Origin of the sequence: Pseudoxanthomonas suwonensis (assembly GCF_010093235.1) — a bacterium.
Taxonomy (GTDB): domain Bacteria; phylum Pseudomonadota; class Gammaproteobacteria; order Xanthomonadales; family Xanthomonadaceae; genus Pseudoxanthomonas; species Pseudoxanthomonas suwonensis.
On record NZ_PDWP01000013.1, the window covers coordinates 55,232 to 69,686 of the forward strand.

Consider the following 14,455-nt stretch of genomic DNA (forward strand, 5'->3'; position numbering starts at 1 on the left):
AGGTTCGGCCACGGAAGCGCCAGGGAGGCCCAACCCCGGAACCCATGCCCGCGGCACCGCCCGGGCACCCGCACACTGCCGAAGAAGGCCGCGGGCGTGGTTCCACTGCCAGGAGTCAAAGCAATGCCCCAGATCACCATGCGCCAGATGCTGGAAGCCGGCGTCCACTTCGGCCACCAGACCCGTTACTGGAACCCGAAGATGGCCCCGTACATCTTCGGCGCCCGCGGCAAGATCCACATCATCAACCTCGAGAAGACCGTCCCGCTGTTCCAGGACGCGATGAACTTCATCTCGGGCATTGCCCAGAAGCGCGGCACCATCCTGTTCCTGGGCACCAAGCGCAGCGCGCGCGACGCCATGAAGGAAGAGGCCGAGCGTTGCGGCATGCCGTACATGACCCAGCGCTGGCTGGGCGGCACCCTGACCAACTTCCGCACCGTCAAGCAGTCGGTCGCCCGCCTGAAGGAGCTGGAAGCGGCCGAGACCGACGGCACCTTCGAGAAGCTGGTCAAGCACGAAGTGCTGGGCCTGCGCCGCGAGCGCGACAAGCTGGAAGCCTCGCTGGGCGGCATCAAGGAGATGAACCGCCTGCCCGACGCCCTGTTCGTGATCGACATCGGCCACGAGGACATCGCCATCAAGGAAGCCAAGAAGCTCGGCATCCCGGTGGTCGCCGTGGTCGACACCAACTACGACCCCAACCTGGTCGACTACGCCATCCCGGGCAATGACGACGCCATCCGCGCCGTCCAGCTGTACGCCCGCGCCGCCGCCGACGCGGTCCTGGAAGGCAAGGCTGCCGCCCCGCACGCCGCCACCGTGACCGAGAGCGACTTCGTCGAGGCCGACGAGGGCAAGGGCGCCCGCCGCGCCCCAGCCAAGAAGGGCCCGGCCCGCAAGGGCAAGGCCGAGGAAGGCGAGGCCGCCGCGGCCGAGTAAGCCGCACCCGACGGCCGCACCGCGCGGCCGCCACCCCTCGCGGGCCCGCCCCAGGCAGGCCCGCGTGCGGGCGGGCCATCCCGCGCAGCCCTGCGCGACGGCCCTCCGCCCGCTCCGCCCCGGCGCGGAGCCACCTTCATCCCGTTAGAGAGGAATTCCCGTGGAAATCACTGCTTCCCTGGTCAAGGAACTGCGCGAGCGCACCGGCGCCGGCATGATGGAGTGCAAGAAGGCCCTGACCGAGAACAACGGCGACATCGACGCCGCGGCCGAGTGGCTGCGCAAGTCGGGCCTGGCCAAGGCCGACAAGAAGGCCGGCCGCGTGGCCGCCGACGGCCGCATCGCCGTCGCCCAGGACGGCGGCAAGGCCGTGCTGGTCGAGATCAACTCCGAAACCGACTTCGTCGCCAAGGACACCAACTTCCTGGCCTTCGCCGATGCCGTCGCCCAGGCCGCCCTGGCCTCCGGCGCCGCCGACGTCGAGGCCCTGAAGGCCGCGAAGATCGCCTCCGGCGAGACCGTCGAGGAAGCCCGCGCCGCCGTCATCGCCAAGGTCGGCGAGAACGTGCAGGTCCGCCGCCTGGTCGCCATCGACAGCGCCGGCAACGTGGCCGCCTACGTCCACGGCGGCCGCATCGGCGTGCTGGTCGAGCTCAAGGGCGGCGACGCCGAGCTGGCCCGTGGCATCGCCATGCACGTGGCGGCCATGAACCCGCCGCACATCAAGGCCTCCGACGTCCCGGCCGAGTTCATCGCCAAGGAGAAGGAGATCGAGCTGGCCAAGATGTCCGACAAGGACAAGTCCAAGCCGGCCGAGATCCTGGAGAAGATCATCTCCGGCAAGATCGCCAAGATCGTCAACGAGGTGACCCTGTACGGCCAGCCGTACGTGCTGGACACCAACCAGACCGTCGAGCAGGCGCTGAAGGCCGCCGGCGCCGAAGTCCTGCGCTTCGACCGCCTGGCCGTCGGCGAGGGCATCGAGAAGAAGGAAGACGACTTCGCCGCCGAAGTGATGAAGCAGGCCGGCCTGGCCTGATCCATCGCCTCCACAGGCTGGTCCCGGAAAGCCGCGGTCATACCGCGGCTTTCCGCGTTAAAGGGCCGGCGCAGGCGGCCGATAAGCGTTCCGGAGACGGCCGCCCGGCACGGGGCCGCACATTCCCAGGCTCCGTGGGCCCATGCCACGGCCGACAGGCCCTCCCGACAGCCAGAGACGATGCACCCGGACCTCGAATCCAGCCTCCTGCATTGCCGCAACCTGCCCTCGCCGCCGGCGGTGGCCCTGCAGATCATCGAGCTCGCCCAGGACCCCGACGCCGACCTGGCCACCGCCGCCCGGGTCATCGCCATGGACCCGGCGCTCAGCGCCCGCCTGCTGCGGGTGGCCAATTCCCCGCTCTACGCCGGCCGCCGCCGGGTCGAGACCCTGGCCCAGGCGACCACCATGCTGGGCCTCAACGCCACCCTGAGCCTGGCCCTGGGCTTCTCCCTGGCCCGCGGCCTGCGCTCCACCAGCGGCGCGGCCGCCGAGCAGGAGCGGCTGTGGAAGCGCAGCGTGCTGTCGGCCCTGGCCGCGCGCCTGCTGGGCGAGCACGCCGGGCTGGAGCGCCTGGAGGACCTGATGCTGGCCGGCCTGCTGCAGGACATCGGCGCCCTCGCCCTGCTCCAGGCCCGCCCGGACGCGTGGCTGGCGCTGCAGGACGGCGGCCGCATGCCGGTGCCGCTGGAGCGCGAGCGCGAGGTCTTCGGCGGCGACCATGCCGAGGCCGGCGCCTGGCTGGCCCAGCGCTGGCAGCTGCCCACGTACCTGTGCGAGGCGATCGCCGCCAGCGAGGGCGACCCGGACCCGTCCAACACCTTCCACGCCTGCGTGATCGCCTCCGGCGCCGTGGCCACCCTGTGGCTGGCCGATGGCGACGCTGACGGCACCCTGCGCACCGCGGCCGAGGCCCGGATCCAGGCCGGCGGGGTCGGCGGCCCCGGCACCCTGGACAGCCTGCTGGCGCAGATGGCCTCGGCCTCGCAGAACTTCGGCGAGCTGTTCGACATGCGCATCGTCCAGCCGGCGCACCTGCACGCGATCATCGAGCAGGCCCGCGAACTGCTGGTGCTGCGCAACCTGCGCGAGATCCAGGAAACCGCGCGCGCGCGCCGCGAAGCCGATGCCTCGCGGGAGCGCATCCGCGACCTGACCGAGCAGACCCGCCGCGATCCGCTGACCGGCGTGTACAACCGCATGCAGCTGGAGGAGGCGCTGGAGCACGAGTTCGCCGCCGCGACCGCCGCCGGCCACCCGCTGTCGATCGCCTTCGTCGACCTGGACGGCTTCAAGCTGATCAACGACCGCCATGGCCACCTGGTCGGCGACCAGGTCCTGCGCCAGTTCGCCCAGACCCTGCAGCGGATGCTGCGCGCCACCGACCTGGTCGCCCGCTACGGCGGCGAGGAGTTCCTGGTGGTGCTGGCCGACTCCAGCGAGGCGGCCGCGACCCAGGTACTGCAGCGCATCCTCGAGGAAACCGCGCGCGCCCCGATGGCGGTGGTCGACGGCCACCCGCTGTACGTGACCTTCTCCGCCGGCGTGGCCACGCGCGAAGCCGGCGACAGCCAGTTCGCGAACCCACGCGCACTGCTGCAGGCCGCCGACCAGGCCCTGTACCTGGCCAAGCGCCGCGGCCGCAACCAGGTCGGCCAGCACGGGCACTGAAAAACGGCGGGGCGAAAAAGCGCGGGCGCGGGCCGCGGGGATTCCGCTAGAATCTCCGCGTTTGCCCACCCCTACCCCCCCGAGGCCCCCCATGTCCGATCTCGTCCATCGCCGCGTCCTGCTGAAACTCTCGGGAGAAGCGCTGATGGGGTCGGAGGACTATGGCATTGATCCGGCCATGATCCGGCGCATCGCCGGCGAGGTCCTGGAGGCCCGCGAGGCCGGCGCCGAGATCGCCCTGGTGATCGGCGGCGGCAACATCTTCCGCGGCGCGGGCCTGGCCGCGGGGGGCATGGACCGGGTGACCGGCGACCAGATGGGCATGCTGGCCACGGTGATCAACGCCCTGGCGATGCAGGACGCGCTGGAGAAGCTCGGCGGCAAGGTCCGGGTGATGAGCGCGATCAAGATCAACGACGTGTGCGAGGACTACATCCGCCGCCGCGCCGTCCGCCACCTGGAGAAGGGCCGGATCGCGATCTTCGCCGCCGGCACCGGCAACCCCTTCTTCACCACCGACTCGGCCGCCGCCCTGCGCGCGATCGAGATCAACGCCGACCTGCTGCTCAAGGCCACCAAGGTCGACGGCGTCTACGACAAGGACCCGAAGAAGTTCCCCGACGCGGTGCGCTTCGAGGAACTGGACCACAACGAGGTCATCGCCCGCGACCTGCAGGTGATGGACACGGCCGCCTTCGCCCTGTGCCGCGACCACGGCATCCCGCTGCGGGTCTACGACCTGTCGGTGCCGGGCAACCTGATGGCGATCCTGCGCGGCCAGCCGATCGGGACCCTGGTCCGCGCCCGCCGCTGAGCCCGGCGCGCCATCCCGCAAGCCCTCCCGGGGCCGCGCTCGCGCGGCCCTTTTCGTGCCGCCCGTCCGGCGCGGTGCCGCTGCCGGGGCCTGGCGCGGCATTACCCGTATAATCGGCCGATTCGGCTACACCAGGAAACACGGCGATGATCAACGAAATCAAGCAAGACGCGCAGGCCCGCATGGCCAAGAGCATCGAGGCCCTGCGCCACAACCTCGTCAAGGTCCGCACCGGGCGCGCCTCGACCGGCCTGGTCGACAGCATCCGCGTCAGCGCGTACGGCAGCGAGGTCCCGCTCTCGCAGGTCGCCGCCGTCTCCGTGTCCGATGCCCGCTCGCTGGTGATCACCCCCTGGGACAAGAGCATGGTCGGCCCGATCGAGAAGGCCATCCTGGGCTCGGACCTGGGCCTGACCCCGAACACCGCCGGCACCACCATCCGCCTCAACCTGCCCGCCCTGACCGAGGAGCGCCGCCGTGAGCTGGCCAAGGTCGTGGCCGGCGAAGGCGAGGACGCCAAGGTCGCGATCCGCAACATCCGCCGCGACGCCAACCAGCAGGTCAAGGACCTGCTGAAGGAAAAGCAGATCACCGAGGACGACGTGCGCCGCGCCGAGGACGAGATCCAGAAGATCACCGACAAGGCGATCAAGGACGTCGACGAGGTGGTCAAGGCGAAGGAACAGGAACTGATGGCGGTCTGAGCGGTCTGCCATCCGCATGACCGCCATGTCAGCCCCAGCGAGCCCGACGGTTCCCCGCCACCTGGCCATCATCATGGATGGCAACGGGCGCTGGGCCCAGCGCCGTCGCCGCCCGCGCGTCGTCGGCCACCGGGCCGGCGCGCGCGCGGCCGAGCGCACCATCGACTTCTGCCTCGAGCGCGGCATCGGCGTGCTGACCCTGTTCGCCTTCTCCAGCGAGAACTGGGGCCGGCCGGAGGAGGAAGTCAGCGCGCTGATGAAGCTGTTCCTCGGCGCGCTGGAGCGCGAGGTGGGCGCCCTCGACACCCGCGGCGTGCGCCTGCGCTTCATCGGCGACCGCTCGCGCTTCACCCCGGCGATCCGCGAGCGCATGGCCACGGCCGAGGCCCAGACCGCCGGCAACGGGCGGCTCGAGCTGGCCGTCGCCGCCAGCTATGGCGGTCGCCAGGACATCGCCATGGCCGCCCGCGCCCTGGCCCGCGAAGGGGCCGCCGGGCGCCCTGACCCCGAACAGATTGACGAGGCCGCCATGGGCGCCCACGTCGCCCTCGCCGACCTGCCTCCACCCGACCTGTTCATCCGCACTGGCGGCGACCACCGGGTCAGCAACTTCCTGCTGTGGCAGCTGGCCTACACCGAGCTCTGGTTCACCGACACGCTGTGGCCGGACGTGGACGCCGAGGTGCTGCAGCGCGCCCTCGACGACTTCGGCCGGCGCGAGCGCCGTTTCGGCCTGACCAGCGCGCAGATCGCGGAGACCTCCGCATGACCCGAACCCGAGTACTCGCCGCCCTGGTGATGGCCCCGACGGCCATCGCCGCCATCCTGCTGCTGCCCACGCCATGGCTGGCGGCAGTGGCGGCCCTGATCATGCTCGCCGGCCTGTGGGAATGGCTGAAGCTGGCCGGGGTCGACGACAGCCTGCCGCGCACCGTGCTGGTCGGCCTGAACCTGCTGCTGATGGTCCTGCTGGTCTGGGCCTCGCGCGGCGAGGGCGGATTCTCCCCCGCCCTGTTCCAGCTGGTGACCCTCGCCGGCGCCGCTGGCTGGGTGCTGTCCCTGCTGTGGCTGTGGCGCCCCGGCTTCAGCGCCGCCGACCGTCCGGCCACCCGCGCCTTCAAGCTCGCCGCCGGCACCTTGGCGGTAGTACCCGCCTGGTGCGCCCTGTGCCTGGTGCACTCGGACGGCTTCACCGCCCTGGGCGAGGCCGCCGAGCCGATAGCCCACCGCTGGCTGCTGGCGGCCCTGGCCCTGGTCTGGGCCGCGGACACCGGCGCCTACTTCGCCGGCCGCCACCTCGGCCGGCACAAGCTCGCCCCGACCATCAGCCCGAACAAGACCATCGAGGGCGCCGCCGGCGGCGTGGTCGCCGGCATCGCCGCCGCCCTGGGCTTCGGCTGGCTGGCGGGCGCCGGCCTCCCGCAGTGGCCCGCCCTGGCGCTCGTCGCCCTGGTCGCGACCCTGTTCTCCATCGCCGGCGATCTGATCGAGAGCCTGCTCAAGCGCCAGGCCGGGGTGAAGGATTCCGGCGACCTGATCCCGGGCCACGGCGGCGTCCTGGACCGCATCGACGGCGTGCTTGCCGCCTTGCCGGTCTTCGCCATCGGCAAGGAAATCGCCGGGTTCTGAGCGAGACTTCCCCATGCATTCCCCCGCCGACATCCGCAGGGTCGCCGTCCTCGGAGCCACCGGCTCCATCGGGACCTCGGCCCTCGATGTCATCGCCCGCCACCCGCAGCGCATGCACGCCACCGTGCTGGCCGCCGGCGGCCGGGTCGACGCCCTGGTCCAGCTGTGCGTCCGGCACCGGCCCGAGCACGCCGTGATCGCCGACCCGGCCCGGTACGCGCGCCTGCGCGACGGACTGCGCGAGGCCGGCCTGCCCACCCTCGCCCACGCCGGTGGCGAGGCCCTGGAGGCCCTGGCCGCAGGGCCTGACTGCGACACCGTGGTCGCCGCCATCGTCGGCGCCGCAGGCCTCGGTTCGACCCTGGCGGCGGCCCGCGCCGGCAAGCGCCTGCTGCTGGCCAACAAGGAATCGCTGGTGCTGGCCGGCGAACTGGTGATGGCCGCCGTGCGCGACGCCGGGGCCGAGATCGTGCCGATCGACAGCGAACACAGCGCGGTCTTCCAGTGCCTGCGCTCCTGCCGCGGCGAAGGCGTGCGCCGGATCGTGCTGACCGCCTCCGGCGGTCCATTCCGCGGCCGCAGCCAGGCCTCGCTGGCCGATGTCACCCCGGCCCAGGCCGTGGCCCACCCCAAGTGGTCGATGGGCCCGAAGATCTCGGTCGACTCGGCCACGCTGATGAACAAGGGCCTGGAGGTGATCGAGGCCCACCACCTGTTCGGCCTGCCCGGCTCGCGGATCGACGTGCTGGTGCACCCGCAGAGCCTGGTCCATGCGCTGGTCGAGTACGTGGACGGCTCCACCCTGGCCCAGCTGGGCCTGCCCGACATGCGTACCGCCCTGGCGGTGGGCCTGGGCTGGCCGGAGCGGATCGAATCGGGCGTGTCGGGCCTGGACCTGCTGGCCCAGGGCCGGCTGGAGTTCGAGGCCCCGGACACCGACGCCTTCCCCTGCCTGGGCCTGGCCCGGGGAGCGATGGAAGCCGGCGGCACCGCCCCGGCGGTGCTCAACGCGGCCAACGAGGAGGCGGTTTCAGCCTTTCTTCAGGGGCGCGTGGGTTTCCTAGCCATTCCCGCACTGGTCGAGGACGCCCTCGCCGCACTGCCAGCCGCGCCCGCCAGTTCCCTGGACGCGCTGCTGCAGGCCGACGCGGACGCACGCCGAGTGACCCGCCAGATGATCGACCACCGTTCCCACGGCGGTGCCCGCAACAACCCGCTCCCGGATGCCCGCCCTGGGTGACTTCGTCGGCTCCGTCTGGTGGCTGGTCGTCAGCCTCGGCCTGCTGGTGACGTTCCACGAGTTCGGCCACTACTGGGTGGCCCGCCGCTGCGGGGTCGACGTGCTGCGCTTCTCGGTCGGCTTCGGCCGCCCGCTGTGGTCGCGCCGCAACCGCGCCGGCACCGAATTCGCCATCGCCGCCATCCCGCTGGGCGGCTACGTGAAGATGCTGGACGAGCGCGAGGGCGAGGTGCCGGTCACCCGCCAGGCCCATGCGTTCAACCGCCAGGGCGTATGGCGCCGGATCGCGATCGTGGCCGCCGGTCCGGCCGCCAACCTGCTGCTGTGCGTGGCCCTGCTGTGGGTGATGTTCATGGTCGGCCGCCAGGACTACGCCCCGGTGCTGGGCCGGGTCGAAGGCGTGGCCGCCTCGGCCGGGCTGCAGCGCGGCGACCGCCTGGTCGCGGTGGACGGCCGCCGGGTCGCGACCTGGACCGATGCCTCCCTGGCCCTGGCCGCCCCGGCCCTGGACCGTCGCGACATCGAGGTCGTGGTCGAGGATGCATCGGGCCAGGCCTCCACCCGTACCCTGCGCCTGTCGCAGCTGCCGGAGCAGGTGGACGAGCGCCGGCTCGCCGAACACGCCGGCCTGGTCTGGCATTTCATGCTGGCGCCGGCGCGCGTCGACCAGGTGCGCGCGGACGGCGCGGCGGCCGGAAGGCTGCAGCCGGGCGACGTGATCCTGGCCGTGGACGGCCAGGCGGTGGTCTCGGCGGACGAGGTCGCGCCGCTGGTGCGCAAGCTGGGCGAACGCGGCGGCGCCGGCATGGTCGAGGTCGACCGCATGGGCGAGCGCCTGGCGATCGAGCTGGAGCCGCGCCGGAGCACCGATCCGGCGCGCGAGGGCGCCTGGGAGCTGGGCATCGTCATGGCCCCGCCGCAGGCCCCGGCCTACGACGCGGTGCAGCGTTTCGGCCCGCTGGCCGCCATCCCCGCCGCGCTGCGCGAGACCGGGCGACTGGCCTCCGATTCGCTGGGGATGATGCGGCGCATGGTCACCGGCGAGGCCTCGGTGAAGAACCTGTCCGGCCCGGTCACCATCGCCCGCGCCGCCAACGCCTCGGCCAAGCGCGGGGCCGACTGGTTCCTGTACTTCCTCGCGCTGCTGTCGCTGAGCCTGGCGATCATCAACCTGCTGCCCATCCCGATCTTGGACGGCGGTCACCTCCTGTATTATTCGATCGAGTTGATCAAGGGCAGTCCGTTGAGCGAGCGGGCGATGGCCGCCGGCCAGTACGTCGGCCTGGCGTTGCTGGCCGGCCTGATGGGCCTGGCCTTCTACAACGACCTGCTGGGCCTGCTCCCGCGATGACCCCGATGACTCCCGGCGTACGGCGCCGGTGACACCTTGCCCCCGATTACCGCTTTCCACCGGATGTGACATGACGCGATTCCCTGTTCGCCGCCTGCTCGCCCTCGCCCTCGCCTCGTCCCTGAGCCTGTCGGCAATGGCGCAGACGGCCGAGCCGTTCACCGTCGCGGACATCCGCATCGACGGGCTGCAGCGCATCGCCGCCGGCACGGTCTTCACCTACCTGCCGGTCGAACGCGGCGAGGTCCTGGACCCGGCCAAGGCCGGCGAGACCGTGCGTGCCCTGTACCGCACCGGCTTCTTCGAGGACGTGCGCCTGGACCGCCAGGGCGACATCCTGGTGGTGACCGTGACCGAGCGCCCGGCGATCAACCGGCTGACGCTCAACGGCAACAAGGACATCAAGAGCGAGGACCTGCTGCGCGGCCTGGAGGACATCGGCCTGGCCGAGGGCGAGACCTTCGACCGCCTGGCCCTGGACCGCGTGACCCAGGAGCTGACCCGCCAGTACAACAACCGCGGCAAGTACAACGTCCAGATCACGCCCACGGTCAACAAGCTGGACCGCAACCGCGTGGACGTGACCATCGACATCAAGGAAGGCAAGGCGGCCAAGATCCGCCACGTCAACCTGGTGGGCGCGGACTCGTTCGACGACGAGCTGATCCTGGACAGCTGGGAGTCCAAGGAAAGCTCGTGGCTGTCGTGGTACCGCCGCGACGACCAGTACTCCAAGGAAAAGCTCTCCGGCGACATGGAGAAGCTCAACTCCTGGTACCTGGACCGCGGCTACGTCGACTTCAGCATCGACTCCACCCAGGTGTCGATCAGCCCCGACAAGCGCGACATGTACCTGAGCACCTCGATCACCGAGGGCGAGGTCTACAAGATCTCCGAGGTCCGCGTCACCGGCGACACCATCCTGCCGCAGGACGTGGTCGAGCGCATGGTGATCCCGAAGCCCGGCGACACCTTCTCGCGGGCGCTGCTGGAAATCAGCTCCGACGCCATCACCAACACCCTCAGCAACATCGGCTACGCCTTCGCCCGGGTCAACCCGATCCCGACGCCGAACCGCGCCGACCGCACCGTCGCGATCAACATGCAGGTCATTCCCGGCCCGCGCGTGAACGTGCGCCGCATCGTGTTCAAGGGCAACTCGCGCACCTCCGACGAGGTCCTGCGCCGCGAGATGCGCCAGTTCGAGAACGCCTGGTACTCGCAGGCCGCGATCGACCGCTCCACCGTGCGCCTGCGCCGCCTGGGCTACTTCGAGACCGTCGAGGTCGAGACCCCGCAGGTGCCCGGCAGCGGGGACCAGGTCGACGTGGTGTTCAACGTCAAGGAGACCACCTCCGGCAGCTTCGTGTTCGGCCTCGGCTACTCGCAGCTGGCCGGCATGACCGCGTCGGTGCAGCTGTCGCAGAGCAACTTCCTCGGCGGCGGCAACCGCGTGTCGGTGGAGGCGCAGCGCAGCGACTACCTGCAGCGTTACGCGTTCTCCTACGTCAATCCGTTCTTCACCGACGAGGGCATGTCGCTCGGCTACAACCTGTGGTGGCGCGAGCTGGACTACTCGGACTTCAACACCGCCCAGTACAACAGCACCAACGCTGCGCTGCAGACCGTGCTGGGCCTGCCGATCACCGAGCACAGCTCCGTCTCGCTGCTGTTCGGCATCGACAGCAACCAGATCCAGGCCTGGCCGGGTTACACCCCGCAGTCGATCGTCGACTACCTGGACGCCGTCGGCCAGCGCACCTTCCACGCCTGGCGCACCGAACTGGGCTGGGCGCGCGACACCCGCAACGACTTCTTCATGCCCACCCGAGGCACGTACCAGCGCATCGGCCTGGAGACCACCCTCCCGGGTTCGACCGCCGAGTACTACAAGATCAACTACGAGTTCTCCAAGTACTGGATGCTGAGCCCGTCGTTCGTGCTCCGCACCGGCCTGGACCTCGGCTACGGCGACAGCTACGGCAGCGAGACCACCCGCGACCTGTGCGTCCCGGTCGATGGCGTCACCGCCGACCCCTGCACCCCCGGCGCACCGGGCTACCAGAGGACGGTAAGCGCCTCGGGCCTGCCGTTCTTCGAGAACTTCTACGCCGGCGGCACCCGTTCGGTGCGCGGCTTCCGCGACAACACCCTGGGTCCGCGCTCGGAGATCGTCGCCGGCTACCGCCGCGGCCAGGCGCTGGGCGGCTCGCTGAAGACCGTGGGCCAGGTCGAGCTGGTGTTCCCGAGGTTGTTCGACAGCAATGCCGCGCGCGTCTCGGCCTTCGTCGACTTCGGCAACGTCTACAACGGCATCGACGACTTCGACAGCGGCGAGCTGCGTGCCTCTGCCGGCGTGGCCCTGCTGTGGCGCGCGCCGGTCGGCCCGATCTCGATCAGCTACGCGCTCCCGTTCCGCAAGCAGGACGGCGACGAACTGGAGCGGCTGCAGTTCACCTTCGGCGGCGGATTCTGACCGCCACCGCCAGGTGGACATGCACGAAGGGCGCCTCGCGGCGCCCTTCGTGTATCCGGCCCCTGCTGGCAGGCTCCGGCGCCGCGGCCGCGTACCGGGCGTAGCCCGGACAAGGCCGCAGGCCGCATCCGGGACGACACGCCTGCGGGCCCCCATGCCCCCTGCCGGATCGCAGCCCCACGTTGCACGTTCCTCCCCCGGAAGCGCTTCGCTTGTCCGGGCTACGGATGGCGGAACGTCCCGCGGCCTCCTCGATCCGGCCCGGCGTAGCCCGGATAAGGCCGCAGGCCGCATCCGGGATGACACGCCTGCCGAGCCCCACGCACCCTGCCGGATCGCATTCCCGCGTGGCGCGTCGCTCCCCCGGATACGCTTCGCTTGTTCCGTGTTACGCGGGCACCGGCCCGCCCTCCCCGGCCGCCAGCGGACGCGCGGCGGCATCCTCGATCCGACCCAGCTGGTCCAGCACCGAGGTCGCGTAGCACCCGGCCGGCAGCGCGAACGCCAGTTCCAGCACGTCGTCGTCCGGCCAGCGCCAGGCAGGGTCCTGCGGCCGCAGGCGCAGGGCACGCCGCTCCTGCTCCAGGCCGGCCCGCTCCAGGCCTTCGCGCAGCTTCAACGCAGTCGGGTCGGCGATCGCCGCCAGCTCCAGCGCCTGGCAGGCGCCCTCGCTGCGCAGGCTGCCGCGGCCCCACAGCGGGCCGCTGGGATGGATGTCGAAGCGGGCCAGGCGCGCGGCGATCTCCTCGCCCATCGGCTCCGGTCCGAACACGCTGCGGCTGCCCTCCAGCGCCCAGCCCTCGGCGTCCAGGCCGCGATCCCAGCTGCCATCGGCCACGCGCGCCGCCAGCACCTGGTTGAACAGCGCCGAGCGCGCCGCCGACAGCAGCATCGAGCGCTGCTCGCGCCCCACCCGCTTGCCGGCGAACATCGCCAGAGCCTTGGCGATGTTGCCGCCACCATGGCCGAAGCGCTGTTCGCCGAAGGCGTTGGGCACGCCACGGGCGGCGATCTGCCGCAGCCGTTCCTCGATCGCCTCGCGGTCGCCTTCCACGCCGCGCAGCACCAGCACGAAGCGGTTGCCCGCCAGCGCACCGCGCGGCAGCTTGCGCTTGTGGCGCGCCTGGGCGAGCACGCGCAGGCCGTCGCGCTCCAGGGTCTCCAGCGGCGGAGGCTCGCACCCGGGCAGCTGCACGCTGAAACGCTGGACCGTCACCGCATGGCGGTCCTTGAGGCCCGCGTAGCCGACCGCGACCTCCGGGACGCCGGCCCAGCGCGCAATTTCGCCGGCGACGAAGCCGGTGTTCATGCCGCGCTTCTCGATGGTCAGCAGCAGGTGCTCGCCGTCGCCGCTGGCCTCGAAGCCGTCCAGCTCCTCGACTCGGAAGTCCTCCGGGACGCTGCGGATACGCGCCGACAGCACCGGCGCGCCGAAAGCCTGCATGTCGCCGCTCACGCGCGCACCAGCAGGGCCACGGCCTGGGCGGCGATGCCCTCTCCGCGGCCGGTGAAGCCCAGCTTCTCGCTGGTGGTGGCCTTGACGCTGACCGCGCCAAGGTCCACGCCGCAGGTCTCGGCGATGCGCTGGCGCATCAGCGCCGCGTGCGGGCCGACCTTGGGCCGCTCGCAGACGATGGTGATGTCGGCATTGCCCAGCTTCCAGCCGCACTCGCCGACCAGGCCCACGCAGTGGCGCAGCAGGCCGAGGCTGTCGGCGCCGCGCCAGCGTTCGTCGCTGGGCGGGAAATGCACGCCGATGTCGCCCAGCGCCAGCGCGCCCAGCAGCGCGTCGCACAGGGCGTGCAGGGCCACGTCGCCGTCGCTGTGCGCGACCACGCCTCGGTCGTGCGGCACGCGCACGCCGCCGAGCATGATGTGGTCGCCCTCGCCGAACACGTGGACGTCGTAACCCTGGCCGATGCGGAAGGGAGGGGTGTCGATTGCCATGTCGCAGGTTTTCAGGTGGTTGCCGGATATGCCGGCATGTCGGCCGCTATTGTGCCTCGCCCTGCCCTGTCCCGCCCGTCGCGGGAGCTGGCATGAGCCGGCCCTTCCGGAGTGGAGGGAAGGCCATCCCGGCCGGACAGGGCTCCGACCGAACGCACCAGCAGGTTATGCGCCGCGTGCGGCAACGCGGCGGCGGCCAGGGCGTGCCGGAACGAACGCTGCCGCCATGTCATCCAGCAACAGGCGAAGACGAAGACGAGGAACGGGAACCCGGTGCCGAAGAACCGGGCCGGAGCGAACAGGCCGTGCAGCATGCCCCAGGCGATACCCGCCACGAGTGCGCTGCCGGAATGCTCCAGCGCTGCGGCATGAGCCAGAGCGTGCCCGCCCAACAGCAGGGATTCCCCCACCGGCGCGACCACCCCCACTCCGGGGAAAACCCGCCAGCCGGATCCCACGCCCACGTTTCCCAGCTCATCCGGTGTCACGCCCGAAGGCACCAGCACCCCGAGGGCCAGGAACTGCTGGCCAGCGCCCCGGCAAGCAGTGATCGCTGGAACAGGCGATGGCCGGGCAGGCCGGCGGCGCGTCATGCAAATGGAGCCACGCTTTCCGCACCGCGACCTTCCTGTCGCGCGGCGA

13 protein-coding genes are annotated in these 14,455 nt (G+C 71.3%); 10 read left to right on the top strand and 3 right to left on the bottom strand.

Annotation, left to right across the window (positions count from 1 at the left end):
• The first annotated feature begins 123 nt into the window (after nt 1-123).
• From rpsB to bamA, 10 genes are all read left to right on the top strand, one after another.
• The gene (gene rpsB, locus CSC68_RS07935) at nt 124-942 is read left to right on the top strand and encodes a 30S ribosomal protein S2 (RefSeq protein ID WP_162203026.1); all 819 of its coding nucleotides are present in this window, start codon (nt 124-126) and stop codon (nt 940-942) included.
• Between the two features lie 160 nt (nt 943-1,102).
• Nucleotides 1,103-1,981: a translation elongation factor Ts gene (tsf, locus tag CSC68_RS07940; protein WP_162203027.1), complete on the top strand. Its 879-nt coding sequence runs from the start codon at nt 1,103-1,105 to the stop codon at nt 1,979-1,981.
• Nucleotides 1,982-2,161: 180 nt separating this feature from the next.
• The gene (locus CSC68_RS07945) at nt 2,162-3,652 is read left to right on the top strand and encodes a GGDEF domain-containing protein (protein ID WP_162203028.1); all 1,491 of its coding nucleotides are present in this window, start codon (nt 2,162-2,164) and stop codon (nt 3,650-3,652) included.
• Nucleotides 3,653-3,743: 91 nt separating this feature from the next.
• Entirely contained in the window at nt 3,744-4,466 is a 723-nt protein-coding gene (gene pyrH, locus CSC68_RS07950) for a UMP kinase (RefSeq protein ID WP_162203029.1), read from the top strand.
• A gap of 146 nt (nt 4,467-4,612) precedes the next feature.
• Entirely contained in the window at nt 4,613-5,170 is a 558-nt protein-coding gene (gene frr / locus CSC68_RS07955) for a ribosome recycling factor (protein WP_162203030.1), read from the top strand.
• 25 nt (nt 5,171-5,195) lie between these two features.
• Nucleotides 5,196-5,939, top strand: coding sequence for a polyprenyl diphosphate synthase (gene uppS, locus CSC68_RS07960; RefSeq protein WP_162203031.1), 744 nt, complete (start codon nt 5,196-5,198; stop codon nt 5,937-5,939).
• The gene (locus tag CSC68_RS07965; protein WP_162203032.1) at nt 5,936-6,799 is read left to right on the top strand and encodes a phosphatidate cytidylyltransferase; all 864 of its coding nucleotides are present in this window, start codon (nt 5,936-5,938) and stop codon (nt 6,797-6,799) included. Before uppS ends, CSC68_RS07965 begins: the two co-directional genes overlap by 4 nt.
• Before the next feature lie 13 nt (nt 6,800-6,812).
• Nucleotides 6,813-8,039 carry a 1-deoxy-D-xylulose-5-phosphate reductoisomerase gene (locus CSC68_RS07970; protein WP_162203033.1) on the top strand — a complete coding sequence of 409 codons (1,227 nt, stop codon included), beginning with the start codon at nt 6,813-6,815 and terminating at the stop codon, nt 8,037-8,039.
• The gene (gene rseP / locus CSC68_RS07975; RefSeq protein WP_162203068.1) at nt 8,032-9,390 is read left to right on the top strand and encodes an RIP metalloprotease RseP; all 1,359 of its coding nucleotides are present in this window, start codon (nt 8,032-8,034) and stop codon (nt 9,388-9,390) included. Before CSC68_RS07970 ends, rseP begins: the two co-directional genes overlap by 8 nt.
• A 70-nt stretch (nt 9,391-9,460) precedes the next feature.
• Entirely contained in the window at nt 9,461-11,866 is a 2,406-nt protein-coding gene (bamA, locus tag CSC68_RS07980; RefSeq protein ID WP_162203034.1) for an outer membrane protein assembly factor BamA, read from the top strand.
• 388 nt (nt 11,867-12,254) lie between these two features.
• On the opposite strand, the gene truD is transcribed toward bamA, so the two are convergent.
• The 3 genes from truD to CSC68_RS07995 are packed head-to-tail and all read right to left on the bottom strand — an operon-like array spanning nt 12,255 to nt 14,235.
• Nucleotides 12,255-13,310 (bottom strand): tRNA pseudouridine(13) synthase TruD, encoded by a 1,056-nt coding sequence (gene truD, locus CSC68_RS07985; RefSeq protein ID WP_162203069.1) that lies wholly within the window; start codon nt 13,308-13,310, stop codon nt 12,255-12,257.
• 8 nt (nt 13,311-13,318) lie between these two features.
• Nucleotides 13,319-13,813, bottom strand: coding sequence for a 2-C-methyl-D-erythritol 2,4-cyclodiphosphate synthase (gene ispF / locus CSC68_RS07990; protein WP_162203035.1), 495 nt, complete (start codon nt 13,811-13,813; stop codon nt 13,319-13,321).
• 11 nt (nt 13,814-13,824) lie between these two features.
• Nucleotides 13,825-14,235, bottom strand: a complete 411-nt coding sequence (locus tag CSC68_RS07995; protein WP_246193486.1) for a hypothetical protein — start codon at nt 14,233-14,235, stop codon at nt 13,825-13,827.
• Nucleotides 14,236-14,455: the final 220 nt, after the last annotated feature.

What these genes read in the sequence shown, in the direction of transcription:
- pyrH (WP_162203029.1), top strand. Translation starts at nt 3,744, where the DNA reads ATGTCCGATCTCGTCCATCGCCGCGTCCTGCTGAAACTCTCGGGAGAA.
- bamA (WP_162203034.1), top strand. Translation starts at nt 9,461, where the DNA reads ATGACGCGATTCCCTGTTCGCCGCCTGCTCGCCCTCGCCCTCGCCTCG.
- ispF (WP_162203035.1), bottom strand. Translation starts at nt 13,813, where the DNA reads ATGGCAATCGACACCCCTCCCTTCCGCATCGGCCAGGGTTACGACGTC.
- uppS (WP_162203031.1), top strand. Translation starts at nt 5,196, where the DNA reads ATGTCAGCCCCAGCGAGCCCGACGGTTCCCCGCCACCTGGCCATCATC.
- CSC68_RS07945 (WP_162203028.1), top strand. Translation starts at nt 2,162, where the DNA reads ATGCACCCGGACCTCGAATCCAGCCTCCTGCATTGCCGCAACCTGCCC.
- CSC68_RS07970 (WP_162203033.1), top strand. Translation starts at nt 6,813, where the DNA reads ATGCATTCCCCCGCCGACATCCGCAGGGTCGCCGTCCTCGGAGCCACC.
- frr (WP_162203030.1), top strand. Translation starts at nt 4,613, where the DNA reads ATGATCAACGAAATCAAGCAAGACGCGCAGGCCCGCATGGCCAAGAGC.
- CSC68_RS07965 (WP_162203032.1), top strand. Translation starts at nt 5,936, where the DNA reads ATGACCCGAACCCGAGTACTCGCCGCCCTGGTGATGGCCCCGACGGCC.
- truD (WP_162203069.1), bottom strand. Translation starts at nt 13,310, where the DNA reads ATGCAGGCTTTCGGCGCGCCGGTGCTGTCGGCGCGTATCCGCAGCGTC.
- rpsB (WP_162203026.1), top strand. Translation starts at nt 124, where the DNA reads ATGCCCCAGATCACCATGCGCCAGATGCTGGAAGCCGGCGTCCACTTC.